Here is a 24,592-nt window from a genome sequence, read left to right on the forward strand (position 1 = left end):
GTTCCCACCGTGCACCATGACACTGACAACGGGCCCCGACCGCAGGTCGGAGCCCGTTCGCGCCTGTGGGGGCCGCCCCGCGCGATCCGGTCGGGCCGGTCGCCGTGCGGGAGCCGGCCGACCGGCCGGGGCCGGTCCGCCGGGGTCAGCCCACGATCGGCGACACGGCGATGCAGCCGCCCGCCGACAGCATGCCGTCCCCCTTCGCCTCCTTGATCACCTTGCCCTTGTAGGTGATGGTGCACGCGACGTCCGTCCCGTCCACGTCCACGGCGATCGGCATGACGGCGGGCGGCATGATGCCGCGCAGCTCGACGGTCTTCTTCCACGGCAGGGCCGGCGACTTGACGGTCTCCAGCTCGGGCTCCATGGCCTTGCCGCCGCCCCCGTGGTACGAGATCTCGTCGACGCTCGTGCCGGTGACCTCGTACGTGACCTCGTAGGTCTCGTCCACGGTCTCGTCGACCGCCTTGTTCACCGCCTTGTCCACCGACTCGGCCGAACAGGCGCCGAGTCCGAGCACGAGGACGGAGACCGCGAGGGCGCGGGTGACACGGGTGGTGCGATTCATCTGGGATCCCCCCTGGATCGGTCCGCCCGGATCCGTTCCGTAGGCGGAGACCGCAGAGAAACGCAGAGGGGGAGCGAAGTCAAATCCTCCTCGGGGAACGCCTTCGCAGGTCGGAGGGGATTGTCAGTGCCGCCCCCTACCGTCGGGGACATGCAGCTATCTCACGGGGGAGAGTCCTCGTCCACCGGCGGACCGGGGGCGTGCTGGTCGGTGGAGCGGGTGCTGGCCCTGGCTCCCGACGCGGCATCGCGCGCGGCGGGTACGCGGCTCGGTGCGGCCGGTCCGTGGTCCGGCACGGGGTGCGACGGAGCGGGGGCGGTGTGGGGTCTGTGCAAGGGCAGCGGGAGCACGCCGTATCGGACGGTGGTCGACCTCACCGGCCCGGCGTACCACTGCACGTGTCCCAGCCGGAAGTTCCCGTGCAAGCACGCGCTGGGGCTGTTGCTGCTGCGGGCGGCGGACGAGGCCGTGTTCCCGCCGGGGGAGCCGGTCGGCTGGGCGGCGGCGTGGGTCGAGGGCCGACGCGTACGTGCGGCGGAGAAGGGCGGGCCCTCGGAGGGGGGCGGCGGCGCACGGGGGCCGGCCGACCCGGCCGCCGCCAGGAAGCGGGCGGAGCGCCGTGCCGAACGCGTCACGGGCGGGGCCGAGGAGTTGGAGCAGCGCCTGGCCGATCTGCTGCGCGGCGGGCTCGCCGCGACCGAACGCTCGGGTTACGGCCTGTGGGAGGAGACCGCCGCCCGCATGGTCGACGCCCAGGCGCCCGGCCTCGCCGCCCGGGCACGGGAGTCGGGAGCGGTCACCGGGTCCGGCCCCGGCTGGCCGGTCCGGCTGCTGGAGGAGTGCGGACTGCTCCACCTGCTGGCCAGGGCCTGGCTCGGCCGGGAGCGGTTGCCGAAGCCGCTGGCCGCGACCGTGCGGACGCGCGTGGGGCTGCCCGTGACCGCCGAAGGGCCCCCGGTCCGGGACCACTGGACGGTCCTCGCGCAGTACGACGTCCCGGACGGCAGGATCGTCACGCGGCGGATCTGGCTGTACGGGCGGGAGTCGGGCCGCACCGCCCTGCTGCTCTCGTTCGGCGCGGCGGGGCGGTCCCCGGCGCAGGCGCTCCCGGTGGGCACGGCGATCGACGCCGAACTGACGCCGTATCCGGGCGGCGCGCAGCCCCGCGCGGAGTGGGGCCAGGAGTTCGGTGCGGTGGCCCCGGCCGGTCCCCCGCCGGGGATCGCCGCGGCGGACGCCCCCGCGGTCTACGGGAACGCCCTGCGGGAGGACCCCTGGCTGGACGCCTGCCCGGTCACCCTGCGCGACGTCATACCCGTGCCGTCCAAGGACGGCTGGCAGGTGGCGGACGCGCGGGCCGGGACAGCGCTGCCGATCGCCCCGGCGGCGTTGTCCCGGCCGGGGCTGTGGAAGCTCGTCGCGCTGTCCGGCGGTGGGCCGGTCACGGTGTTCGGCGAGATCGGCCACCGGGGCTTCGACCCGTTCGCGGCCTGGGGCCCGGACGAGCCGGAGGAGGGAAGGAGCACGCCCGCCCCGGCCGGTCCGGTCGTCCGCCTGGTCTGACCCGGGAGGAGTCGGAGGCCGATGCCTAAGCCGGCGCCCGCCCCCGGCTCCCGGCAACCCCGTTCGGGACCGGCGCCCGTCGCGTGCCCCACCCCGGCCCGCCGCGTGCGTGCCCCGGCCCGACCCGAGCCGCCGTCCGCGTGCCCCGGTCCGCGAGGCCCGCCTCGATCGCCGGCCTGCCGACCGGTCTCCGTCCGCCGATCATCCGACATCCGCGTATCTCTGCCACGGGAGGGGAAAGATGCCTCGCACGACCAGCCCCGCAGGAACCAGCACCACCACCGCCGCCTCTGCCCCCGCCACCGCCTCCGGCCCGCTCGCCGAGGCCGGCGCCGACGCCGCCGGTCCGCTCCCCTGGGAGGAGTTGGTCACCTCGGCGCTCCTGGGCACCGACCGCCGTCCTCCCGCGCCACGCGGCGGCGGCTCCGCACCGGCCGACGCTCCGGCGGCCCTGCTGGACGCCGCCGCGCTGCACACCGTGCGGCGGCGGGCCGGGCTGCGGCCCGCCGAGGCGGAGGCCCGGCCCGAGCCCGCCGCGCCGGACCCGCGCCCCGCGCTCCCCGAAGCCGCCCGGGACCGGCTGGCCCACCTGCTGGCCGACCGCTCCGCACCCCCGGCCGGGGGACGGCGCGGCGCCGCGCCCGACCTCACGGAACTGATACCGCAGTGGCTGGCCACCGCCAACCGGATGGGCTTCCGCGCCCCGGCGGAGCTGCTGCCGCCCCTGCTGGACGCCGCCCGCGCCCGTACGGACCTGCGCCCGCAGGCACTCGCGTTCGCCGGGCCGCGCGGGCTGTGGCTGGCCGGGCTCAACCCCGACTGGAAGTTCGCCCTGCGCGGTTCGGCGAGCGGCGCGCGCCACCCCGACCTCACCGACCCGGACGCGGTGGCGCGGGTGTGGGAGGAGGGGCTGTTCGCGGAGCGGGTCGCGCTGCTCGACGCCGTACGGGCGCGGGACCCGGCGGCCGGGCTCGCCCTGCTCGCCACCACGTGGGCGGCCGAACGGGCCGAGGACCGGCTGATGTTCCTGGACTCCCTGCGGTCCGGGCTGGGAAGCGCCGACGAGCCGTTCCTGGAACAGGCCCTGGCCGACCGCAGCCGCAACGTCCGTGCCACCGCCGCCGAGTTGCTGTCCGCCCTGCCCGATTCGGCGCTCGCCGGACGGATGGCCGCCCGCGCGCTGTCCTGCGTCCATCCGGACCGTACGGGCGGTACCGCGTCCATCGCCGTGGAGGCCCCGCACGAGTGCGACGCGGGCATGCAGCGCGACGGGGTCGTGGCGGTCCCGCCGACCGGTCGCGGCGAACGGTCCTGGTGGCTCGGGCAGTTGGTGGAGGCCGCGCCGCTCGCCGTGTGGGAGGGGCGGTTCGGCGGACGCCCCGCCGAGGAGATCACGGCCCTTCCCGTCGCCGACGACTGGGCCGACGAGCTGCACGCGGCGTGGTGCCGGGCGGCGGTGCGGCAGCGGAATCCGCAGTGGTCCCGGGCCCTGCTCGGGCGGCCGTCGGCGCCCCCGGCGAGCAGTCCCGGAACGGCCTCGATCGCCGAGCGCTCGAAGCTCCTCGCGGTCCTGGACGAGGTCGAACGCGCTTCCTGGGTGGCCGGGTTCATCGCCGCGCACGGCCTCTCGGAGGCGTTCCAGCTGCTCGGAGTGTGCACGGTCCCCTGGGCCGGCCCCCTGGGGCGTTCCGTGGTGGACGCGCTCGACATCGCGCGGGACGGCGGGAGTTACCCGTGGAGCTTCAGCGGGGTGATGGGCCTCGCGGAACGCTGCCTGGACCCGGCCGAGGCCGACCGGCTGGAGGTCCTGACGGCCGCACAGGACGAGCGGGAGGGGGCGTCGCCGGGGGCGGCCGGCTACTGGTCGGAAGCCTTCCAGCGGCTGGTCTCCACCCTGCGCCTGCGCGCCGTGATGGAGGCGGAGCTGCTGGCGGCCTGACGGCGCGGGAGGGAGGGGGCGGGAGGAAGGGAGCGGAAGAAAGGGGGCGGCGGGCAGGGGCGGGCCGACCGCCGTTCACCGCGGCTCAGGACCGGACGGCCCGGCCCGCGTCCGGGCCGCACATGTCCGCCCGACCCGTGTCAGGCACGCGCCCGGCAGGCACGCGCCCGCCTCGCCCACGTCCGCCCGCCCCGCGCCCGCCCCGCTCGGGCTACACCCCGTCGCCCCGCCCCGCCCGCGCAGCCCCGTCCGTCCGGCCCGGGTCCGCTCAGGTGTCGGCGGAGCGGTTCAGGTCTGGGCGGCCTGGCGGACGTTGGCGTTGACCCAGGTGACGATCTCGGTCGTCGTCGCCCCCGGGGTGAAGAGCTCGGCGACGCCCAGTTCCTTCAACGGGGCGATGTCGTCCTCCGGGATGATCCCGCCGCCGAAGACCTGGATGTCCTCCGCCTCCCGGGCCTTCAGCAGCTCGATCACCTTCGCGAACAGCGTGTTGTGCGCGCCGGAGAGGATCGAGAGGCCGATGGCGTCGGCGTCCTCCTGGATCGCCGTGTCGACGATCTGCTCGGGCGTCTGGTGGAGCCCCGTGTAGATCACCTCCATGCCCGCGTCCCGCAACGCCCTCGCGATGACTTTGGCGCCGCGGTCGTGGCCGTCGAGTCCCGGCTTCGCCACCACCACACGGATCGGACCGGTCACACCCATCACTGCCTCCACCTGGTCTCCCGCGCCTGAAGGGACGGGGATGTGAACGAACGTTATCCACAGCATCTCGTACGGCGCAGTTTCGCGGCAGGCGGGGAGGGGGAAATCACACGTGGGACGTGTTCCGTCAGGCGTCGTCCTCCGCATACCCGGCCGTCCGGCCGTGCGGGGGCAGGCGAGGAGCGTGCCCACGGGAGCCGCTACGAGGTCGCCGTACCACCGCGCCGCCAGCCGCACGGCACGGCGGTACGGCCCCGTCGCCACCCGGTCCCCCACACCCCCACCGGACGGCGGCCCTCGCACCGGCCCCCGCGAGGGCGTACGGGAGGGGCCGCCGCTCCCCCGTACCGTCCGCCTGTGCAGGAGGCCGGCCGTGAAGCTTCCCCCGCCCCTCTCCCCCGGCTCCCTCGTCCCCGCCCTCCCCTCACCGCTGCGTCGTCTTCCCCGGCTGCCCGGCCCCCGGCTCTCGTCGGCGCTGGTCGGCGCCACCGCCCTGGAGTTGGCCGTCCTCACCGGACACCTGATCGCCTACCCTTTCGGCCTCACCCCCGAGCGGCCCGAGCGACCTGAGCGACCCGAGCGGTCCGAACGACCTCAGCCACCCCAGCGCCCCGGGCGGGCCGGGCAGGCCGGGCGGGCCGGGCGGGGCGCGCCCTCCGGCACCGCGCCCTCCACGCCCGCCGCCTCACCGGACACGCCCCCAGCCTTGCCGGGCACACCCTCCGCCACCGCCGCTCCACCGGACACGACCGCAGCTCAACCGGACGCCGCCGCGCCGCCCGTCGTCCTGCTGCACGGGTTCATCGACAACCGCTCCGTCTTCCTCGTCCTGCGGAGAGCGCTGACCCGGCACGGCCTCCGCCGGACGACATCGCTCAACTACTCGCCGCTGACCCGCGACATCCGCGCCGCCGCCGCCCTGCTCGGCCGCCAGGTGGAGGCCGTCTGCGCGCGCACCGGACACGACCGGGTCGACATCGTCGGGCACAGCCTCGGCGGCCTGATCGCCCGGTACTACGTACAACGGCTGGGCGGCGACCGCCGGGTGCGCACCCTGGTCACGCTCGGCACACCGCACGGCGGCACCGCCGTCGCCCCGGGGGCGGGCCTTCACCCCATCGTGCGGCAGATGCGCGGTGATTCCCCCGTGATCGAGGAGTTGCGCCGCCCCGCCCCCGGCTGCCGGACCCGGTTCGTCAGCTTCTGGGCCGAGTGGGACCGGATGATGGTTCCGGTCGGGACGGCGTGCGTCGACCACCCCGACCTCGACGCGGTGAACGTACGGGTCACCGGCATCGGCCACCTCGCCCTTCCCGTGCACCCGGCGGTGGCCGCCGCGGTCCGTGAGGCCCTGGAGGCCCGAGGGGCCGATGAGGATGACGTTCCGGTTACCGGCGCGACGTCCGCGGCCTGAAATAGAACACCTGTCGAACGTAAAACCAAGGCTGCGTCTGCCCTCCACCGAAAGACGCTCGATTGCCCGTTTCCTGCGGGCGTAAAACCTGTCGAAGATTGTCGTCCTCACATACCGCCGGGTACAGTCGCGGCCACTGCTTCCCCCTGAGGCACCCCTGACGGGGCCCCAGAACAGTCCTACTGCCGAGGCGAGAGAGAAGTTGGTGAACGACCAGCACCCCCCCGCCGGGCATGTCGGCCACGACGGCCGATCGACCGGCAGCTTCGACACCGACCCGCTCTTCGGTTCCCTTTCGGGCGACCACTCCACCGGCTACGACACGGGGCATCCCACCGCCGGGTACGGCGACGGCGCCCACGGCGCCGGTTACGCCACCGCCTACGGGACCGGACAGCCCGACCACCACAGCGGCCAGTACGACGCCTCCGCGTGGAACACCGGCGCCCAGCAGACGCTCACCTACGACGACGGCTACACCGAGCGGGCCCAGGCCCCCCAGGTCCCGCGGCAGTGGGAAGCCTCCGACACCTGGCAGCAGGTCGCCGACCAGGACCAGACCGGCGCGTTCCCCACCGCCGGCTTCTCCGAGGCCCCGTACGGCACGGGCTCCGCGTACCAGGCGGAGGCGTACGGCGCCGGGGCGTACGCGACGGACGGCTACGACACCGGCACGTACCCCGCCGGTACGGCCTACGGGACCGGCGGGGCGTACGGGAGCGACGCCTACGAGACCGGCGCCTACCCGGTCGGCGCGTACGGCGCCGCGGCCGTCGCCGCCGACACCGGCACGTACGCCACCACCGCCTTCACCACCGGCACGCTCGACCCGGGCGCCGCCCAGGACACCGGCGCCTACGACACGGGCGCGTACACCGTGTACGGCACGGCCGCGTACGACACCGGCGCCTACGACGCGACCGCCTGGAACTCCGGCGCCACGCCCGGGGACACCGCGTACGGGTCTGAACAGATGTCGGACTCGCCGTACGAACACCGGCCGGCCGACGCTGCGTCGCCCGAGGGTCCTGCCGAGCCGGGCCGTGCGGCCGAGGAGCCCGGGGCCGACCCGTCCTCCACCGCCGCGTTCGCCGCCCTCGTCCAGGAGATCGCACCGGAGAGCGGGCCGGACGCCACGCCGGACCCCGAGACGGGGGACGACTTCCCCGCGCCGCCCGCCGTGGACCGCACCGCCGTGCGCGCCCCCGCCCCCCGCGGCCGGGCCCGCCGCCGCTCCCCCGCCAAGCGCTCCGCGCTGCTGACCGTCGCGGTGCCCTCCGCCTGCGTGATGAGCGTCGCCGGCATCGCGGCCGCCTCGGTCGGCGGGCTGCCCGGCGGCGACAAGCCGGAGGAGAAGACCACGTCGCTGGCGGTCGCGGACTCCACCTCCGCCGCGGTGGCCGCCGCGAACAGCCGGCTCGACAGCCAGCTGGAGCAGCTCTCCGAGGGCAGCGACGACTTCCGTGAGCGCGCGAGCCGCACCCAGGAGCGCATCGACCTGCGCGAGCGGCAGGCGGCGGAGAAGAAGAAGCGCGCGCAGGAGGCCGCCCGCCGCGAGGCGCTGCGCCCCAAGTTCGTCCTGCCGGTCAAGCAGCACGGGCTGAGCGCCTACTACGGCCAGGCGGGCCTCAACTGGATGTCCGTGCACACGGGCATCGACTTCCCCGTGGACTACGGCACTCCGGTCATGGCCGCCACCGACGGCACCGTACAGAGCCGGTGGAACAGCGCCTACGGGAACATGATGATCGTGACCGCGGCCGACGGCACGGAGACCTGGTACTGCCACCTCAGCAGCACCCGGATCCGTTCGGGCCCGGTGAAGGCCGGCGACGTCATCGGCTACGCGGGCAACTCGGGCAACTCCACCGGCGCGCACCTGCACTTCGAGGTCCGGCCCGGCGGCGGCGCGTCGATCGACCCGCTGGCGTGGCTGCGCAGCAAGGGCCTCAACCCGACCTGACGGGCACGGCGGGACAACACGGAGGGGGAGGGCCGAGGCCCTCCCCCTCCGTGTTGTCCCGTCCTTACAGCTTCTCGACCGGCGCGTACCGCAGGAGCAGTTTCTTCGGGCGCTCGTCGCCGAAGTCGACCGTCACCTTGGCCTGGTCCCCGTAGCCCTCGACGGCCGTCACCGTGCCCAGGCCGAACTGGTCGTGCGTGACCCGGTCCCCGACCGCCAGGGCGACCGTGGGCTTCTCCGCGCCGCGCCGGGTCGCGAAGCCCGAGGGGCCGGAACGGGAGCGGGAGGAGGACAGCGAGGACGTGATGCCGGAGGTGGGTCCGGCGGGGGCGGCCATCGGGCCCTTGCGCCGCCAGTCCAGATGCTGTTCCGGGATCTCCTCCAGGAACCGCGAGGGCGGGTTGTACGAGGGCTGGCCCCAGGCGCTGCGCATCGCGGCGCGGGTCAGGTAGAGCCGTTCGCGGGCGCGGGTGATGCCGACGTAGGCGAGGCGGCGCTCCTCCTCCAGCTCCTTGGTCTGGCCGAGGGCCCGCATGTGCGGGAAGACGCCGTCCTCCAGGCCGGTGAGGAAGACGACGGGGAACTCCAGGCCCTTCGCCGTGTGCAGGGTCATCAGCGTGATGACCCCCGATCCGTCCTCCTCCTCGTCGGGGATCTGGTCGGAGTCCGCCACGAGGGCGACCTTCTCCAGGAACTCCGCGAGGGTGCCCGTGCCCTCCTCGGCGCCGCGCTCCTGCTCGAACTCCAGGGCGACGGCGGCCAGTTCCTGGAGGTTCTCGATGCGGGTCTCGTCCTGGGGGTCGGTGGAGGACTGGAGCTCGGCCAGGTAGCCCGTGCGCTCCAGGACGGCTTCCAGGACGACGGCGGGCCCGGCGCCGGACTCGACGATCGTGCGCAGCTCCTCCATCAGCGTGTTGAAGCGCTTGACGGCGTTGGACGAGCGGGCGGCCATGCCGTACGCCTCGTCCACCCGGCGCAGGGCCTGCGGGAAGGAGATCTTCTCGCGCATCGACAAGGCGTCGATCATGGCCTCGGCGCGGTCGCCGATGCCCCGCTTGGGGACGTTGAGGATGCGGCGGAGCGGGACGGCGTCCTCGGGGTTGGCGAGTACGCGGAGGTAGGCCAGGATGTCCCGGACCTCCTTGCGCTCGTAGAAGCGCACGCCGCCGACGACCTTGTAGGGCAGGCCGACGCGGATGAGGATCTCCTCGAAGACACGCGACTGGGCGTTGGTGCGGTAGAAGATCGCGACGTCGCCGGCCTTGGCGTCCCCGGCGTCGGTGAGCCGGTCGATCTCGTCCGCGACGAACTGCGCCTCGTCGTGCTCGGTGTCCGCGACATAGCCGGTGATGCGGGCGCCGGAGCCGGCGTTGGTCCAGAGGTTCTTGGGGCGGCGGCTCTCGTTGCGCTCGATGACGGCGTTGGCGGCGGAGAGAATCGTCTGTGTGGAGCGGTAGTTCTGCTCCAGGAGGATCGTCGTGGCGTCGGGGTAGTCCTCCTCGAACTGGAGGATGTTGCGGATGGTCGCGCCCCGGAAGGCGTAGATCGACTGGTCCGCGTCGCCGACCACGCACAGCTCGGCGGGGGCGTCGTTCTCTCCGGCCGGGCCGACCAGCTCCCGTACCAGCGTGTACTGGGCGTGGTTGGTGTCCTGGTACTCGTCGACGAGGACGTGGCGGAAGCGGCGGCGGTAGTGCTCGGCGACGTCCGGGAACGCCTGGAGCAGGTGGACCGTCGTCATGATGATGTCGTCGAAGTCCAGGGCGTTGGCCTCGCGCAGGCGGGCCTGGTAGAGCGCGTACGCCTGGGCCAGGGTCTTCTCGAACCCGTCGGCGGCCTGCCCGGCGAAGGTCTCCTCGTCGATGAGCTCGTTCTTGAGGTTGGAGACCTTGGCGGTGAAGGACTTCGGCGGGTAGCGCTTGGGGTCCAGGTCCAGATCGCGGCAGACCAGGGCCATCAGCCGCTTGGAGTCGGCGGCGTCGTAGATCGAGAACGACGAGGTGAAGCCGAGCTTCTTCGACTCGCGGCGCAGGATGCGGACGCACGCGCTGTGGAAGGTCATGACCCACATGGCGTTGGCGCGCGGGCCGACGAGCTGCTCGACGCGCTCCTTCATCTCGCCGGCGGCCTTGTTGGTGAAGGTGATCGCGAGGATCTGACCGGGGTGGACGCCGCGCTCGGCCAGCAGGTGGGCGATGCGGTGGGTGAGCACCCGGGTCTTGCCCGAGCCGGCCCCGGCGACGATGAGCAGCGGGGAGCCGGCGTGCACGACGGCGGCGCGCTGCTCGGTGTTCAGCCCGTCGAGCAGCGCGGCGGGATCGACCGCCGGGCGGGGCTGGCCGCCCCGGTAGTACCCGTCCCGGGGTGGCGGGGACGCGTCGTGGACGTCCTCGAAGAGTCCCTCCGGCACCTCTTCGGGCGCGTGGTCCTCGGGGGGCGGCGGGGGGCCGTCCTCCGCGGGCTGGAGGCCGGTCAGGAAACTGTCGTCAAAGAGGCTGCTCATCGCCTCCCGAGTCTAAGGGCTGTCCCGCCATCCCCGGCGGGCGCGCGATGACGGCCACGGCGCCTCGCCGCATTGCCGGAACGCCCGCGTACCTCCGGTACGCGGACGTCCCTCCGCCGTGCGGTGCACCGCATCCGACACCGCGCGCCGATCCACCGGGGATCGCGGGAGCGCCCTTGGGCGGACGCGCCGACGCCCTTTCCCCCGCGGCCGGCGAACGGCTGCCGGGACCGTACGCACGGGGAGCGGACGCCCACGTTCCGTGAAGGGAGGCCCGGTGGGAGGGGGTGGCGGGGCCGCGATCGGGAAAGGTCACGAAAATGTATCGGGCATATCGCTCATCGTCCTTCCCAGCGGCGGGGCGCTTTGGCTAGCGTGCTCGCTCAGGTGATCCGTACCTCCCTGGGGCGAACCGCGCCCGACGGTCGCCTCCGCCGAATCCGTCCCGGCTTCCCGGCCGTTCGGAACCGGGGACCCACACGCAGAACCGGGGTGAATCGGTCCGCGCCGCCGCGCGCGGCCCGTAGGACAGCCTTCCGTTCCGTCCGAACCCGACAGCTAACCCGGTAGGCGGTCCACGGAAGGAGATGCCGGCCTTGGCATCGCATCGCAAGCCGCGCACGAAGGTGCGCTCCACCACCTCCGCCGTCGGGCTGACGACGGTCGCGCTGGCCTCCGTGACGCTGCTCTCCACGCAGAGCGCCACGGCCGCGCCCGCGGAGCCGAAGCCCGCGATCGAGGAGGTCCGGAAGAAGGTCGACGCCCTCTACCGGCAGGCGGGGGCCGCGACCCAGGAGTACAACCGGGCGAAGGCCGCCTCCGGGACGCAGCGGAAGAAGGTCGACGCGCTGCTCTCCGACGTGGCGGAGCGGACCGAGAGGATCAACGAGGCCCGCCGGGCGCTGGGCTCCTACGCGGCGGCCCAGTACCGCAGCGGCGGCATCGCGCCCACGGCGACGTTCTTCCTGGCGGACGACCCGCAGGGGTACTTCGACCAGAGCCGGCTGATGGCCCGGGCGACGGAGCGGCAGCAGAAGGCCGTGAGCGAGTTCCGTACGCAGCAGGCGTCGGCGGCGAAGAAGCGCGCGGAGGCGGTGAAGAGTCTGGAGGCCCTCACCGAGACGCAGGCCACCCTCGCCTCCAGCAAGAAGGCCGTGCAGAGCAAGCTCACCGAGGCGCGCGGCCTGCTGTCCCGGCTGACCGCCGAGGAGAAGGCGCGGCTGGCGGAGCTGGAGCGCAGGAAGGAGGCCGAGGCCAGGGAGAAGGCGGCGCGGCTGGCCGCCCGGCAGGCCGCCGAGGCGAAGGAGCGGGCCGCGGCCGAGGAGAAGGCCCGCGAGGAGGCCGCGAAGGGGTCCGGCGGCGGCTCGGGCGGCGGCACGGGCACGGGCTCCGGCTCCGACGCGGGCAGCGGGTACGCCGCCAAGGCGGAGAAGGTGCTGGCCTTCGCCCGGGCCCAGATCGGGAAGCCGTACGTGTGGGGGGCGACGGGCCCGTCCTCGTACGACTGCTCGGGGCTGACCCAGGCGGCCTGGCGGGAGGCGGGGGTGACGCTGCCCCGGACGACGTGGGACCAGGTCGAGTTCGGCACGCGGGTCGCCACGGCCGACCTCCGACCGGGCGACCTGGTCTTCTTCTACGACGACATCAGCCACGTCGGGATCTACAAGGGCGAGGGGATGATGATCCACGCCCCGAAGCCGGGCGCGAACGTGCGCGAGGAGTCGATCTACTCCATGCCGGTCTACGGGAGCGTGCGACCGGCGTAGTCGGCCACCGCGGCGTAGGGGGCGGAGCGGCCGGTGCGCGGAGCAGGAGGCGGGGCGGCCGGTGCGCGGCCGGCCCGCCCCGGCGGCCTCAGGTCCAGACCGTGGCGATGAAGATGTTGGCGACGGTCAGCCCGCCGACCGCCATGAACACGCCCTTGTCGACCTTCTCCTCGTCGCGCTTGACGTAGACCAGGGCCAGGATCACGACCAGCAGCGCCAGCTTGATGCCGATCTTGACGTTGTTGACGGCCTGGTCGTCGGCCTGGTTGAGGCCGACCAGGGCGATGCCGGTGATCAGCATGGTCAGCGCACCGTGGAGCATCGAGGGGCCGAACCGGGCGGTCCCTTCCCCCACGGCCTTCATCTGAGTCAGAAAGCCGCCCAGCAGGGAGGCGATGCCGATGATGTGCAGGGCGACGACAACATTGATGAGTACGTCCATGGCTCCGGAGCCTAGCCATGGCCAAGGTTTTACCTTCCAGTGAGGCTAGCCTTCCCGGGGAGCCCTCCGGTATCGACCGGCTCGGCTCGGCACAGGGGCATATCGGTGATCACCTGTGCGCGGCGAAACGTCACATCAGGGCAATAGCTGTCATGACGCCTCTTTTCCTCACGCCGGGATTAGCGTCCTTCCCGGACCCGCCGCCCTTCGCGGCGGCCAGCCGAGAGGAAGGATGCCGCCTCCGTGGCAGCGCACCGCAGGTCAGCCCATCGAAAACCCAAGCAGCGCCCGCTCACCGGCTCTGCTGCCCGCACCGCCGCCACCCTGGCGCTCGCCGGGGCCGCCACCGCCGGCTCGGTCACCTCGGCGGGCGCGGCCCCCGCCGAACCGGCCACCGGCGCCGCCCAGGTCCGGGCGAAGGTCGACCGGCTGTACCACGACGCCGAGGTCGCCACCGAGAAGTACAACGGCGCGAAGGAGAAGGCGGACACCGCCGCCCGTGCCGTGGACGCCCTGACCGACGAGGCCGCCCGCCGCACCGCGCGCCTCAACGCCTCGCGGCACGCCCTGGGTTCGCTGGCCACCGCGCAGTACCGCTCCGGCACCCTCGCCCCGGCCCTGCAACTGGCGCTCTCCTCCGACCCGGACGCCTACCTGGAACGCGCCTCCTACCTCGACCGGGCGGGCGACCGGCAGACGGGGCTGCTGCGCACCATCAAGCGGCAGGTCTCCCAGATCACCCGGGTCAAGGCCCGTGCCGACCGGGAGAACGAACGCCTCGCCGCCCGCCGCGCCGAACTGCGCGAGCACCGCACCGCGATCCGCACCAAGCTGGCGGACGCCCGGGAGCTGCTGGCCACCCTCACCGTCGAGCAGCGCGCCGCCCACGAGCGCGCCGCCGACGCCCGGCACGGCGGCGGCCCCGCCCGAGCCGAACGCTCCACCGCTCGCGGCGGCCCGGTCACCGCCCCGAACTCCCGGGCGGGGCGGGCCATCGCCTTCGCGCACGGCGCGATCGGCAAACCGTACGTCTGGGGAGCGACCGGACCTGACGCCTTCGGCTGCTCCGGCCTGACCCAGGCGGCCTGGAAGGCGGCGGGGGTCGGCCTGCCACGCACCACCTACACCCAGATCAACGCGGGGCAGCGCATCCCCCGCTCCCAACTGGCCCCCGGCGACCTGGTGTTCTTCTACTCCGGGATCAGCCACGTCGGCCTCTACATCGGCGGCGGCCAGATGATCCACGCCCCGCGCCCGGGAGCACCGGTCCGCATCGCGCCCATCGACCAGATGCCTTTCGCCGGGGCGACCCGGGTGGCATAGTTCGCCGCGCCGTTGCGACCTCCGCCGAAGGAACCCCCGTATGACGTTGGCGAACGCCGTCCAGGACTACGCCCGCACGCTGACACTGCGCTCACCCGACCACTACCGGGTGGGGCCGTTCACCGTCCGGCACAACCCCGGATGGGAGCTGAAGTACGCCAACTACGCCATCCCCGACCGGGACGCGGAGCCCACGGCGGACGAGGTGGCCGCTCTGGTCGAGGCGTTCGAGGAACACTCCCGCCTGCCCCGGCTGGAGTTCCTGCCGGCCTGGGCCCCGGCCGTCGAACCGGCTCTGCTGGCCGCCGGTTTCACCGTGGAGAACCGCGCCCCGCTGCTCGCCTGCGGCCGCGAGGACTTCCGGGCGCCGAAGCCGGTCGACGGCCTCCGCATCGGCACGCCGGTCACCGAGGCGGAGTTCACCGAGGCCGCGCGCGTCCAGCACCAGGGCTTCGGCGGCGAGGGCGAGCCCGAGCCGGGGATGACCGACTGGCTGCGCGCGGCGGCCACCGGCGACGGGGTCGCCGCACTGGCCGTCCTCGACGGAGCACCGGCCGGAGTCGGCGGCTGCTCGCCCGCGATCGACGGTCTGAGCGAACTGGCCGGGCTCGCCGTCGCCGCCCCCCACCGCCGCCGGGGCGTCGGGGCGGCGCTCTCCGCCTGGCTGACCCGTCGGGCCCTGGACCAGGGCTGCCGGACGGTCTGGCTGGAACCGGGTGACCCGGACGTCGAGCGCGTCTACGCGGGCATCGGCTACCGCCGGATCGGCGAGAAGGTCGACATCTCGCTCGCCCCGGCGCCGGGACCTGTCTGAGCCCGGAGCGGAGCGCCCGGCTCAGACCAGCCGGCGCGCCGTCGCCCAGCGGGTCAGCTCGTGCCGGTTGGAGAGCTGGAGCTTCCTCAGCACCGCCGAGACGTGCGACTCGACCGTCTTCACCGAGATGAACAGCTGCTTGGCGATCTCCTTGTACGCGTAGCCGCGCGCGATCAGCCGCAGCACCTCGCGCTCGCGCTGGGTGAGGCGGTCCAGATCCTCGTCGATCGGCGGGGCGTCCGTGGAGGCGAAGGCGTCCAGCACGAAGCCGGCCAGGCGGGGCGAGAAGACCGCGTCGCCCTCCTGCACCCGGAAGACCGAGTCCACCAGGTCGGCGCCGGTGATCGTCTTGGTGACATAGCCGCGCGCCCCGCCCCGGATGACGCCGATGACGTCCTCCGCCGCGTCCGACACGGACAGCGCGAGGAAACGGACCGGGTCCTGGGCGGCGCCCATCAGCGGGGCGCAGCGGCGCAGCACCTCCACGCCGCCGCCGCCCGGGAGATGGACGTCGAGGAGGACGACCTCGGGGCGGGTCGCCGTGATCACGGTGACCGCCTGGTCGACGTCGGCGGCCTCGCCGACCACCTCGACGCCGGTCTCCTCGGTGCGGCCGATCTCGGCCTGCACCCCGGTGCGGAACATCCGGTGGTCGTCGACGAGCACGACCCGTACCCGCCGCTCCGGGCCCCCGGTGGCTTCGGTGTTCTCGGTCATTCGCTCGCCCTCTCCATCTCCAGCTCGACCTCGGTGCCCCCGCCGGGCGCCGAACGCAGTCGGGCGGTCCCGCCGTTGCGCTGCATCCGGCCGATGATCGATTCTCGTACGCCCATGCGGTCGGCGGGAACCTCGTCCAGGTCGAAACCCGGGCCCCGGTCCCGGACGGAGACGAAGACCGTGCGTCCCTCGACCTCCGCGAAGACCTGCACCGCCCCGCCCTCGCCACCGTACTTGGCGGCGTTGACCATCGCCTCGCGGGCGGCCTGCAACTGTGCGGCCAGCTTCTCGTCGAGGGGGCAGTCGCCGACCACGACGACCTCCAGGGGCACGCCGTGCTTGTCCTCGACCTCGGCGGCGGTCCGCTTGACCGCCTCGGCCAGGGTCGCCGGCTCCTCGTCCTCGTCCTTGCCGGTGCCCTCGGGGTTGTAGAGCCAGTTGCGCAGTTCGCGCTCCTGGGCGCGCGCGAGGCGCCGGACCTCGCCGCCGTCGTCGGCGTTGCGCTGGATCAGGGTGAGGGTGTGCAGCACGGAGTCGTGGACGTGGGCGGCGACCTCGGCCCGCTCCTGGGCGCGGATGCGCATCAGCCGCTCCTCGGAGAGGTCCTGGGTCATCCGCACCAGGTAGGGCCCGGCGAGCAGGAAGATGCCGGTCAGCACCGCGATGGCGGCGGTGAGCACGTTGCCGAGCTGGGCGGCCGAGCCGCGGACGACGAGGAAGACCGCGAGGCCGAGGCCGACCAGGGCGACCCCGGCGAGACCCCGGGCCAGGTGGAGCAGCTTGCGGTTGCGGCCGACCTCCATCCAGCGGGCGCGGCGGGCGTTGTCCGCCTGCCGCCAGACCAGCACCGAGCCCGCGCCGATCAGGAGGGTGGGCCAGATGTAGCGGCCGGTCTCACCGCCCATGTCGACGTTGACGAAGTACGCGACGGCCCCGACCGCCAGGGCGACCAGCGCGAAGACCTGGCCCTTGTCCGGTGCGCGGAGCCTGCGGCGGCCTTCCGGGGAGGTCTCGAACACGGACCGGGTGGGCTCGACGCCGCCGACGCCGAGCGGGACGACGATCCAGAACACCGCGTAGAGCAGAGCGCCGAGGCCGTCGGTGACGAACAGGCCGAGGAAGACGAGCCGCACCCAGGCGACGGGCAGCCCGAGGTGGCCGGCGAGCCCGCGCGCGACGCCGCCGAGCAGCCGTCCGTCGGCGCTGCGGTAGAGCTTGCGCGGCGCGGGCTCCTCCGGCTCGGCGGTGAGGGAGCTGGCGGCTCGGGCGGTGGCGGCTGGCATACCCCGATCGTCACACGCGCGGGTGCGGGGCGGCATCAGGGTCGGCCCCCGAAGTGACCCTGAGGCTCTCCCCCGCGCCCGGCCTGGGGCCGGCCCCCGGCCCCCGCGTCCGGCGCGTACGCCCCGGCGTGACCGGCGCGCCCCGCCTCGCGGGGTGCGCCCGGCGACCGCGCCCGGCCGCCCCCGGCCGCCGTCCGCCGTCCGCCGGCCCCGGACACTGCCCCGGCCACGGCCCTTCAGGGGCGTACGCGGGCAATATCAGGGTCCGGCCAGGGTCGGGGCGGCTCCCGGCGGGCGCTCCGGCCCGTCACCATGGAGGCATGACCGCTCCCTCCGGCGCAGCCCCCGGCGTCGCGCCCCCCGAAGCGCCGAAGCCGACGCTGCGGCGCACCCCGCGCCAGAAGGTCGTCGCCGGGGTGTGCGGCGGGCTGGGCCGGTACTGCGACGTGGACCCGGTGGTCTTCCGGATCGTGCTCGGCGTCCTGTCGGTGACCGGGGGCGTCGGCCTGATCTTCTACGGCTTCGCCTGGCTGCTGCTGCCCGCCGACGGCGAGGACGAGAACGAGGTGCGCAGGCTGCTGTCGGGCCGGGTGGACGGAGCCGCGCTGGTGGCGCTGCTGCTGGCGCTGATCGGCTGCGGACTGTTCCTCTCGATGCTGCACAACCGGGGGATGCTGTCGTTCGCCGCGCTGCTGGCGGTGGCCGTGGTCGGCTTCTCCGTGTGGACGCAGTCCCCCCGGTCGTCGGCGCCCGAGGACCCGGCGGCCCCGCCCGGTGCTCCGGACGCCCCGGCCGGCCCCGCGCACACCGGAGGGCTCGGGGCCCCGCCGCCGGAGGTGAAGGCCCCGCCGAAGCCGGGCGGTCCGTCGTGGTGGCGGGATCCGATGGTCAAGGACGGCACGACCGGGCCGGTGGGCCCGGACTACCTGTGGGGTCCGCCGGACACGGACGCCGGGGCGGCGCACGCCGGGATGAAGGCGGGGCGGCCCAGCCCGGACGCGCCGTTCCGGACGCCGTCGCCGTCGTCCGCGCCGCGCGGACCGCGCTCCATCGGCGGCCCGGTCTTCCTGGCGGCGCTGGTGGCGGGCGCTCTGGGCACCGGGCTGAGCTGGGACCAGCAGCCGCTGGGCACCGCTCTGCAGATCGGTCTGACCGCCGCGCTCGCCGTCTTCGGAATCGGTCTGCTGATCGCCTCGGTGCTGGGGCGGACCGGCTTCGGCACGCTCTTGACGGCGCTGGTCACGGCGGGGCTCCTGGCGGGCGCGTCGGCGCTGCCGAAGGACATCGACACCTCGTGGGGCCGGCGGGAATGGCGTCCCGCCTCGGTGAGCGCGGTGCTCCGGCACTACGAGCTGAGCACGGGCGACGCGCGGCTGGACCTGTCCGGGGTGAAGGTCCCCGAGGGCCGGACCGTACGCACCGGCCTCGATGTGGCGGCGGGCCGGGCGGCCGTCGTCGTGCCGCGGGACGTGACGGTGAAGGTGCGGGCCGAGGCGCGTCTGGGGGAGGTCCGGCTGGAGGACGGGCAGCGGGTCCAGGTCCGGATCGACGACGGCAGGGCGACCGAGCGCACGCTGCCGCCGCCGCCCGGTGGACCGCCGGCCGGGACGATCGAACTGCTCGTGGAAGTGGACATCGGACAGGTGGAGGTCACCCGTGCTGCGTCATGAGTTCCGGCCCGGCCGCGCGGTGGCGGGCCTGGTGATGCTGACCCTGGCCGGTGGATACGCCGCCGACGCCGCCGGGGCCTGGGACGCCCCGTGGACGTTCTTCCTGCCGCTGCTCCTCGGCGGCCTGGGGCTGGCCGCGGCGGTGACCTGGGCCTCCTACAGGGTGCGGCGCCGGCGCGAGGCGAGGAAGGCGTCGGCGGAGAACACGGTGGCGCCCGCCAGCACCAGCGGCAGCCACGCCATCAGGTAGGGCAGGTCGTTGCCGTAGTAGTACGGGGTGGACTGCCAGCTCACCGTCAGCCAGAGGCTCAGCGAGATCAGCGCTCCGCCGAGCGCGGCGAGCCGGGCCCAGAGGCCGACGAGGGTGCCGAGGCCGACGAGGAGTTCACCGATCGCGATGGCGTGGCCGAAGCCCTCGGGGCTCTTGAGCGCCAGGTCGACGAGGGCGGGGACCGCGGAGGAGTCGCGCACCCCGCGCATCAGCTCGCCGATCGATCCGGCCCCGTCCGCGGACAGGAAGGCGCTGCCGGTGAGCTTGTCGAGCCCCGCGTAGACGAAGGTGACGCCGAGGAAGATCCTCAGCGGCAGCAGGGCGTACGTGCCCGCCCGCTCCTTCAGCGTCCTGCGCTCGCCCAGACCGTAGGATCCGCCGCCGTAACCGTTCATCGCCTCTGCCCAACTTCCCGGATTTCCGTCGCTCCGAGCCTACGTACGCCTCCCGGGCACCGCTCACCAGGGGCCGGACGCGGTCGGCGGCGGAACGCGGCCGGGGTGCGGCGGCGGTCAGTCGGTGACGTCGATGGGGACGCGGTCGGTCTCCACCCCGGCGGCGGTGATGACCTGGAGGTCCACGGTGCCCGGCTCGACCTCGACCGGGACGGGCACGGTCAGGACGGTGTCGGTCGGGTTGGCGAAGCCTCCGGCGACCGGGACCAGCGGGACGTGGACGTGGACGGTCCCGATCCGGACGACGAGCCGGGCCAGCCGGTCGGGGGTGCCCGCGCCGGGGGGCACGAAGCCCGCGCCCCGGATCTCGATGTCGTCGCCGGTCCGGATCGGGGCGTCCAGGTCCCCCGCCTCCCGGGCCCGTACGACGGAGAGCACGACCGGCCGGCCCCCCTCCGCGTACTTCCCGGCGAAATAGGTCGCCGCCGAGACCGCCACCAGCAGCGCGAGCCCCCACGGCAGATCGGGCAACTGCTCCGGGCGGCGGGCCAGGCGGACCGCGGCGAACAGCACGGCGACGGCGTTGACCAGCACGTACTGCACATCGGTGAACGACCCGCGCCCGGAGTCGTCGGTGAGCAGGTCGGCTGCGCGCGGCCGGTCCGCGCGCAGCTTCTGGAGCCGCCGGCCCAGCACCCGTACGGTCACCACTCGGCGCACCACGACGGCGACCGCGCACACCAGCGCCAGTACGGCGACGATCCCGGCGGAGCGTACGAGGTCGAGCCCCTCGATCAACGCGTCCCGCGCGTCCGGATCGGAGGCCCCGGCCAGTTGGAGGGCGAGGACGAGGACGGCGAAGACGACGAGCAGCACCCAGGAGGCGGCGACCGTCCGCGAGGTGGAGAGCCGGTTGTCCTCCCCGATCAGCGGGGCGAGGAGGCCGCCCCGGGCGCGGTGGTAGCGGGCGGCGGCGGTGAGCAGCCCGGCCGTGACGAGGGCGGCGAGCAGGGCGGCGGTGCGGGCGGTGGACCAGCCGGCCCCGATCGCGGTGGCGCAGGTCCCCAGGAGCAGCGCGCCGACCGCGCCTCCCACGGTGAACAGGGTGGTCCGCCAGACCTGGTGGAGCCAGGCTTCCCCGGCCTCCCTGGCCCGCTCGGCGACGGTGCGGGCGGAGCCGGTCAGTTCGTCGGAGACCCACTGCCGGGAGGCGGAGGGCGACTGGGCGACCCCGGCGGGCAGCCCCCGGCCCGCCGCCAGCTCGTCGCGCTTGGCCAGGAACGCGGCGACCGCGCGCCGATGCCCGCGACGCGCCCCGTGCGGGCAGTCGCCGCACGTGCAGCCGCCCCCGTGCGTGCCGTTCGCCTTTGCTTCGTCCAACGCCACGGAGGATTACGCCCTTTCCCGGCCCGTACAGCCAACTCACCCGCGATATCAGCGAATTGTGCCGTACCGGGCAGGCCGGTCGCGCATCGGGGCGGGCCGGGGCGGGTGTCGTCAAAACGTTCGACCGATCCGCCGCCCCCGGGGCCGGTAGTGGATCCGGGCCACCGGGCCGCCGCCGGACCGGTCCCGGCCCGGTCGGCTCCCCCGCGCGCCCGGCGTCCGGCCGTACGGGGAGGGGGTGTGCGCGGCGGCCGCGGTCCTCGGGCGGGGGCGGCGGGCAAGGGGGCGCCGTCGCCCGGGATCAGGTGGAGAGCACCAGGTAGGCGAGGGTGAAGGAGGAGCGGTAGCCCCCGTAGTAGCCGGTGCGGCGGGCGTCCACCTCGGCCGTCACCTCGGCGTGCAGCGGATGGTCCGGGTGCTCCAGGGCCCAGCGCTGCCCGCGCCCGATGGGGCCCTCGGACTCGAAGAGGTCCCATTCGCGTTCGTCCGCGACGGTGACCTGGAGCGCGCGCAGCCCGAAGGACTCCGCCAGCCGGATCAGCTCCAGCAGCGAGCCGTAGTCCCCGGGCCGGGCCCCGAGTCCCGCCAGCGCCTCGGGGGTCGGTTCACGCTGCCAGACACCCTCCCCGAACAGCACCCGTCCGCCGGGGCGAACGGCGGCGGCGAGGGCGGCGAGGGCGTTCCCGGTCGACTCCCGGGCCGTACCGCCGGGCCAGGCGTGGGAGGAGCCGATGGAGACGGCGAGGTCGTAGCCGTCCTCGGCCCACTCGGCGGCGGGCGTCTCGTGGAACCGCACCCGCTCCGCGAGCCCCCGCTCCCGCGCGAGTCTCCGCCCGCGTGCCACGGCGGCCGGGTCGGTCTCGACCCCGTCCCCGGCGGACCCGGGCGCGGCCTCCACGAGCCGCATCAGCAGTTCGCCCCACCCGGAGCCGAGGTCGACGATCCGGGAACCGGGAGCGGGCTCGCAGGCGGCGACCAGCCGGGCGGCGTGCTCCTCGGAGAGCGGGGTGTTCCAGGTGAGGCGGTCGTTACCGGCGGCGGACATGAGGGCGCGGACTTCTTCGGCGGACATGGGGGTGGAGCCTGGCACGGGCGGAGCGGCCCGTGCCAGGGAATTACCGGCGGCCCCGGCGGTAGAGGTCGCCGAGGTCCACATCGACCGGGAAGGGAACGGACAGGTTCATCTTCTGGTGGTGGATTCCGGTGGGCGTGTAGGCGCGCGTCGCCGGGTCGAGCTCGTAGACGTAGACGACCGGCAGATCGTCGTCTCCCTGCTCGACCCGCCAGAAGTGCTTGACCCCGGCCTCGGCGTACTTGCGCGGTTTGACGCCGCGGTCGCGCTCGACGGAATCGGGGGACACGACCTCGACGGCGAGCACGACGTCCTCCGGTGCGTACCAGGTCTGGTCGGGTCCGGTGTCGGCGTCGGCCCGGTACACCAGCAGTACGACAATGCCGCCGCTCAAACGAATGAGCGACGGCATCGGCGTTGGCCCTGAAGGGCCCCGGAGAGCGCTCGGAGGCCCTCAGGGCGCGGGAGGGGTCACTCCCACTCGATCGTCCCCGGCGGCTTGCTCGTCACGTCGAGCACGACGCGGTTGACGTCGGCGACCTCGTTGGTGATGCGGGTGGAGATCTTCGCCAGCGTCTCGTACGGCAGGCGCGACCAGTCGGCCGTCATGGCGTCCTCGGAGGAGACCGGCCGCAGCACGATCGGGTGGCCGTAGGTGCGGCCGTCGCCCTGGACGCCGACCGAGCGGACGTCCGCGAGGAGGACCACCGGGCACTGCCAGATGTCGCGGTCCAGGCCGGCCGCCGTCAGCTCCTCGCGGGCGATGGCGTCGGCCTCGCGCAGCAGGTCCAGGCGTTCCTTGGTGACCTCGCCGACGATGCGGATGCCGAGGCCGGGGCCGGGGAACGGCTGGCGCTGGACGATCTCCTCGGGGAGGCCCAGCTCCTGGCCGACCATGCGGACCTCGTCCTTGAACAGCTGGCGCAGCGGCTCGACGAGCTGGAACTCGATGTCGTCGGGGAGGCCGCCGACGTTGTGGTGCGACTTGATGTTGGCGGTGCCGGTGCCGCCGCCGGACTCGACGACGTCCGGGTAGAGCGTGCCCTGGACGAGGAAGGCGACCTCGGGCCCTTCCTCCTGGAGGATCTCCAGCTGGGCCTGCTCGAAGACGCGGATGAACTCGCGGCCGATGATCTTCCGCTTCTGCTCGGGGTCGGAGACCCCTGCCAGGGCGTCGAGGAAGCGCTTCTCCGCGTCGACCACCTTCAGCTTCGCGCCGGTCGCGGCGACGAAGTCCTTCTCGACCTGCTCGGTCTCGCCCTTGCGCATCAGCCCGTGGTCGACGTACACACAGGTCAGCTGGGAGCCGATGGCCTTCTGGACGAGAGCGGCCGCGACGGCGGAGTCCACGCCGCCGGAGAGGCCGCAGATGGCGCGCTTGTCGCCGACCTGCTCGCGGATGAGGGCGACCTGCTCCTCGACCACGTTGGTGGTGGTCCAGTTCGGCTCGATGCCCGCGCCGCGGTAGAGGAAGTGCTCCAGAACCTGCTGGCCGTGGGTCGAGTGCATGACCTCCGGGTGGTACTGGACGCCGTACAGCTTCTTCTCGTCGTTCTCGAAGGCGGCGACCGGGACCACGTCGGTGGAGGCGGTGACCGTGAAGCCCTCGGGCGCGGCCGAGCAGGCGTCGCCGTGCGACATCCACACCGGCTGCTCGGTGGGCGTGCCCTCGAAGAGCGTCGAGCCCGCCTTGCTGACGTGCAGCGGGGTGCGGCCGTACTCACGGGCCCCGTTGTCGTCGACCGTGCCGCCGAGCGTGGTGGCCATCAGCTGGAAGCCGTAGCACATGCCGAAGACCGGCACCCCGGCCTCGAACAGCGAGCGGTCCAGGGAGGGCGCGCCCTCCGCGTACACCGAGGAGGGGCCGCCGGAGAGGATGATCGCGCGGGGGTTCTTGGCCAGCATCTCGGCCACCGGCATGGTGGACGGGACGATCTCGCTGTAGACCCGGGCCTCACGGACTCGGCGGGCGATGAGCTGGGCGTACTGCGCGCCGAAGTCGACGACGAGGACCACGTCGGCCGTGGCGTCGGGGGCGGCGGGGGGTGCTGCTGGCACGGGAGCGGCCTTCCGGCGGTGGTGAAGGGGGTCGGTTCTTCCGATTCTACCGGCCGTGCGCGAACACCCCGCCGGGCCGGCGTGCGCGCTGGCGCGACCGCCCCCGTCTCACGATGCGGGCCCCGGGGCGGCGGGGCCTTCGACGGGGGCCATACTGGTCCCATGCGTCAGCACACGACCTTCGTCTTTACCTATGGCATCCGGCCCGCCGGCTGCCATGGTCGTGCTGCTTGAGCCACTGACAAGCAACGTTCCAGGCGCCCCGGGCCATCAGGCCCGGGGCGTCTCGCGTATCCGGGTCCGTTCGCCCCGGGGGCCGTCGTCCACCACGACCCACCGGGAGTCACCACCGTGAGCACCACCGTCACCACCTCCGAAGCCACCCCCGCCGAGCTGACCGGCGCCCGCACCGACGAGGCCGCCGCCCTGATCGGCGGGGCCCGGGAGCGCATCGACGCCCTCGACGACCGGATCATCGGTCTCGTCCAGGAACGGATGGCCGTCTCGGCGGTGATCCAGGAGGCGCGGATCGCCTCCGGCGGCCGCCGGGTCAACCTGTCGCGCGAGACCGCCGTGCTCGGCCACTACAGGGACGCGCTGGGCCGGCCGGGCACCGCGCTGGCGATGACGCTCCTGGAGCTGTGCCGCGGCCGGGTGTGAGACCCCCGGGCGCGGAGGCCCCGCGCGGAGGGCCCGCGCGGGGCCGGGCCGGGGCCGGGCCGGGGCTCCCCGCTCCCCGC

At 74.2% G+C, this 24,592-nt stretch carries 20 protein-coding genes, 1 pseudogene and 1 riboswitch; of the genes and pseudogenes, 10 read left to right on the forward strand and 11 right to left on the reverse strand.

The window, feature by feature from the left end:
* Positions 1 to 145: 145 nt before the first annotated feature.
* The gene (locus AMK24_RS03210; protein WP_073764746.1) at positions 146 to 571 is read right to left on the reverse strand and encodes an MmpS family transport accessory protein; all 426 of its coding nucleotides are present in this window, start codon (positions 569 to 571) and stop codon (positions 146 to 148) included.
* A gap of 150 nt (positions 572 to 721) precedes the next feature.
* Here AMK24_RS03210 and AMK24_RS03215 point away from each other — a divergent pair, with 150 nt between their 5' ends.
* Together AMK24_RS03215 and AMK24_RS03220 are read left to right on the forward strand one after the other, a co-directional pair.
* Positions 722 to 2,134, forward strand: a complete 1,413-nt coding sequence (locus AMK24_RS03215; RefSeq protein WP_073764748.1) for an SWIM zinc finger family protein — start codon at positions 722 to 724, stop codon at positions 2,132 to 2,134.
* A 241-nt stretch (positions 2,135 to 2,375) separates the two neighbouring features.
* Positions 2,376 to 4,073 (forward strand): DUF5691 domain-containing protein, encoded by a 1,698-nt coding sequence (locus tag AMK24_RS03220; RefSeq protein WP_073764750.1) that lies wholly within the window; start codon positions 2,376 to 2,378, stop codon positions 4,071 to 4,073.
* A 288-nt stretch (positions 4,074 to 4,361) separates the two neighbouring features.
* Here the strand turns inward: AMK24_RS03220 and AMK24_RS03225 are convergent, their stop codons facing one another.
* Positions 4,362 to 4,775: a cobalamin B12-binding domain-containing protein gene (locus tag AMK24_RS03225; protein WP_073764752.1), complete on the reverse strand. Its 414-nt coding sequence runs from the start codon at positions 4,773 to 4,775 to the stop codon at positions 4,362 to 4,364.
* 373 nt (positions 4,776 to 5,148) lie between these two features.
* On the opposite strand from AMK24_RS03225, the gene AMK24_RS03230 reads away from it, so the two are divergent.
* Together AMK24_RS03230 and AMK24_RS03235 are read left to right on the forward strand one after the other, a co-directional pair.
* Positions 5,149 to 6,189 carry an esterase/lipase family protein gene (locus tag AMK24_RS03230; protein ID WP_073764754.1) on the forward strand — a complete coding sequence of 347 codons (1,041 nt, stop codon included), beginning with the start codon at positions 5,149 to 5,151 and terminating at the stop codon, positions 6,187 to 6,189.
* A gap of 205 nt (positions 6,190 to 6,394) precedes the next feature.
* Positions 6,395 to 8,152, forward strand: coding sequence for a peptidoglycan DD-metalloendopeptidase family protein (locus tag AMK24_RS03235; protein ID WP_073764756.1), 1,758 nt, complete (start codon positions 6,395 to 6,397; stop codon positions 8,150 to 8,152).
* A 64-nt stretch (positions 8,153 to 8,216) separates the two neighbouring features.
* On the opposite strand, the gene pcrA is transcribed toward AMK24_RS03235, so the two are convergent.
* Complete coding sequence (gene pcrA, locus AMK24_RS03240; protein WP_073764758.1) at positions 8,217 to 10,655, reverse strand: DNA helicase PcrA; 2,439 nt, start codon at positions 10,653 to 10,655, stop codon at positions 8,217 to 8,219.
* 422 nt (positions 10,656 to 11,077) lie between these two features.
* Positions 11,078 to 11,244: riboswitch (cyclic di-AMP (ydaO/yuaA leader) on the forward strand.
* Here pcrA and AMK24_RS03245 point away from each other — a divergent pair.
* On the forward strand, positions 11,243 to 12,421 hold the full coding sequence (locus AMK24_RS03245) for a C40 family peptidase (protein ID WP_199876352.1): 1,179 nt from the start codon (positions 11,243 to 11,245) through the stop codon (positions 12,419 to 12,421). It overlaps the preceding riboswitch by 2 nt.
* Positions 12,422 to 12,509: 88 nt before the next feature.
* Here AMK24_RS03245 and AMK24_RS03250 read toward each other — a convergent pair whose 3' ends face one another.
* The gene (locus AMK24_RS03250) at positions 12,510 to 12,863 is read right to left on the reverse strand and encodes a hypothetical protein (RefSeq protein ID WP_073764760.1); all 354 of its coding nucleotides are present in this window, start codon (positions 12,861 to 12,863) and stop codon (positions 12,510 to 12,512) included.
* 243 nt (positions 12,864 to 13,106) lie between these two features.
* Here AMK24_RS03250 and AMK24_RS03255 point away from each other — a divergent pair, with 243 nt between their 5' ends.
* Positions 13,107 to 14,186 carry a C40 family peptidase gene (locus AMK24_RS03255; protein ID WP_073764762.1) on the forward strand — a complete coding sequence of 360 codons (1,080 nt, stop codon included), beginning with the start codon at positions 13,107 to 13,109 and terminating at the stop codon, positions 14,184 to 14,186.
* 40 nt (positions 14,187 to 14,226) lie between these two features.
* Positions 14,227 to 15,000: a GNAT family N-acetyltransferase gene (locus AMK24_RS03260; RefSeq protein ID WP_073764764.1), complete on the forward strand. Its 774-nt coding sequence runs from the start codon at positions 14,227 to 14,229 to the stop codon at positions 14,998 to 15,000.
* 21 nt (positions 15,001 to 15,021) lie between these two features.
* On the opposite strand, the gene AMK24_RS03265 is transcribed toward AMK24_RS03260, so the two are convergent.
* A complete protein-coding gene (locus AMK24_RS03265) occupies positions 15,022 to 15,717 on the reverse strand; it encodes a LuxR C-terminal-related transcriptional regulator (protein ID WP_073764766.1) in 696 nt (231 codons plus the stop codon).
* Positions 15,714 to 17,000, reverse strand: a complete 1,287-nt coding sequence (locus tag AMK24_RS03270) for an ATP-binding protein (RefSeq protein WP_073764768.1) — start codon at positions 16,998 to 17,000, stop codon at positions 15,714 to 15,716. The genes AMK24_RS03265 and AMK24_RS03270 overlap by 4 nt, the downstream gene beginning before the upstream one ends.
* 320 nt (positions 17,001 to 17,320) lie before the next feature.
* Between AMK24_RS03270 and AMK24_RS03275 the strand changes: the two genes are divergently transcribed.
* Positions 17,321 to 18,670 (forward strand): PspC domain-containing protein, encoded by a 1,350-nt coding sequence (locus AMK24_RS03275; RefSeq protein WP_073764770.1) that lies wholly within the window; start codon positions 17,321 to 17,323, stop codon positions 18,668 to 18,670.
* Entirely contained in the window at positions 18,657 to 18,920 is a 264-nt protein-coding gene (locus AMK24_RS03280) for a hypothetical protein (RefSeq protein ID WP_079190403.1), read from the forward strand. The genes AMK24_RS03275 and AMK24_RS03280 overlap by 14 nt, the downstream gene beginning before the upstream one ends.
* Here the strand turns inward: AMK24_RS03280 and AMK24_RS03285 are convergent.
* The 5 genes and pseudogenes from AMK24_RS03285 to guaA form a co-directional block, all read right to left on the reverse strand.
* Entirely contained in the window at positions 18,827 to 19,336 is a 510-nt protein-coding gene (locus AMK24_RS03285; protein ID WP_073764773.1) for a DoxX family protein, read from the reverse strand. The two genes, AMK24_RS03280 and AMK24_RS03285, sit on opposite strands and share 94 nt — an antisense overlap.
* A gap of 117 nt (positions 19,337 to 19,453) precedes the next feature.
* Complete coding sequence (locus AMK24_RS03290; protein WP_073764774.1) at positions 19,454 to 20,722, reverse strand: hypothetical protein; 1,269 nt, start codon at positions 20,720 to 20,722, stop codon at positions 19,454 to 19,456.
* 301 nt (positions 20,723 to 21,023) lie between these two features.
* Positions 21,024 to 21,794 carry an SAM-dependent methyltransferase gene (locus tag AMK24_RS03295; protein WP_073764775.1) on the reverse strand — a complete coding sequence of 257 codons (771 nt, stop codon included), beginning with the start codon at positions 21,792 to 21,794 and terminating at the stop codon, positions 21,024 to 21,026.
* Positions 21,795 to 21,837: 43 nt separating this feature from the next.
* Positions 21,838 to 22,167: pseudogene (locus AMK24_RS03300) on the reverse strand (Uma2 family endonuclease); the annotation flags it as partial.
* Between the two features lie 98 nt (positions 22,168 to 22,265).
* On the reverse strand, positions 22,266 to 23,852 hold the full coding sequence (gene guaA, locus AMK24_RS03305) for a glutamine-hydrolyzing GMP synthase (protein WP_073764777.1): 1,587 nt from the start codon (positions 23,850 to 23,852) through the stop codon (positions 22,266 to 22,268).
* 351 nt (positions 23,853 to 24,203) lie between these two features.
* Between guaA and AMK24_RS03310 the strand changes: the two genes are divergently transcribed.
* Entirely contained in the window at positions 24,204 to 24,512 is a 309-nt protein-coding gene (locus AMK24_RS03310) for a chorismate mutase (RefSeq protein ID WP_073764779.1), read from the forward strand.
* The last annotated feature ends 80 nt before the right edge of the window (positions 24,513 to 24,592 follow it).

It is taken from the genome of Streptomyces sp. CB02366, from assembly GCF_001905905.1.
Classification (GTDB): Bacteria; Actinomycetota; Actinomycetes; order Streptomycetales; family Streptomycetaceae; genus Streptomyces.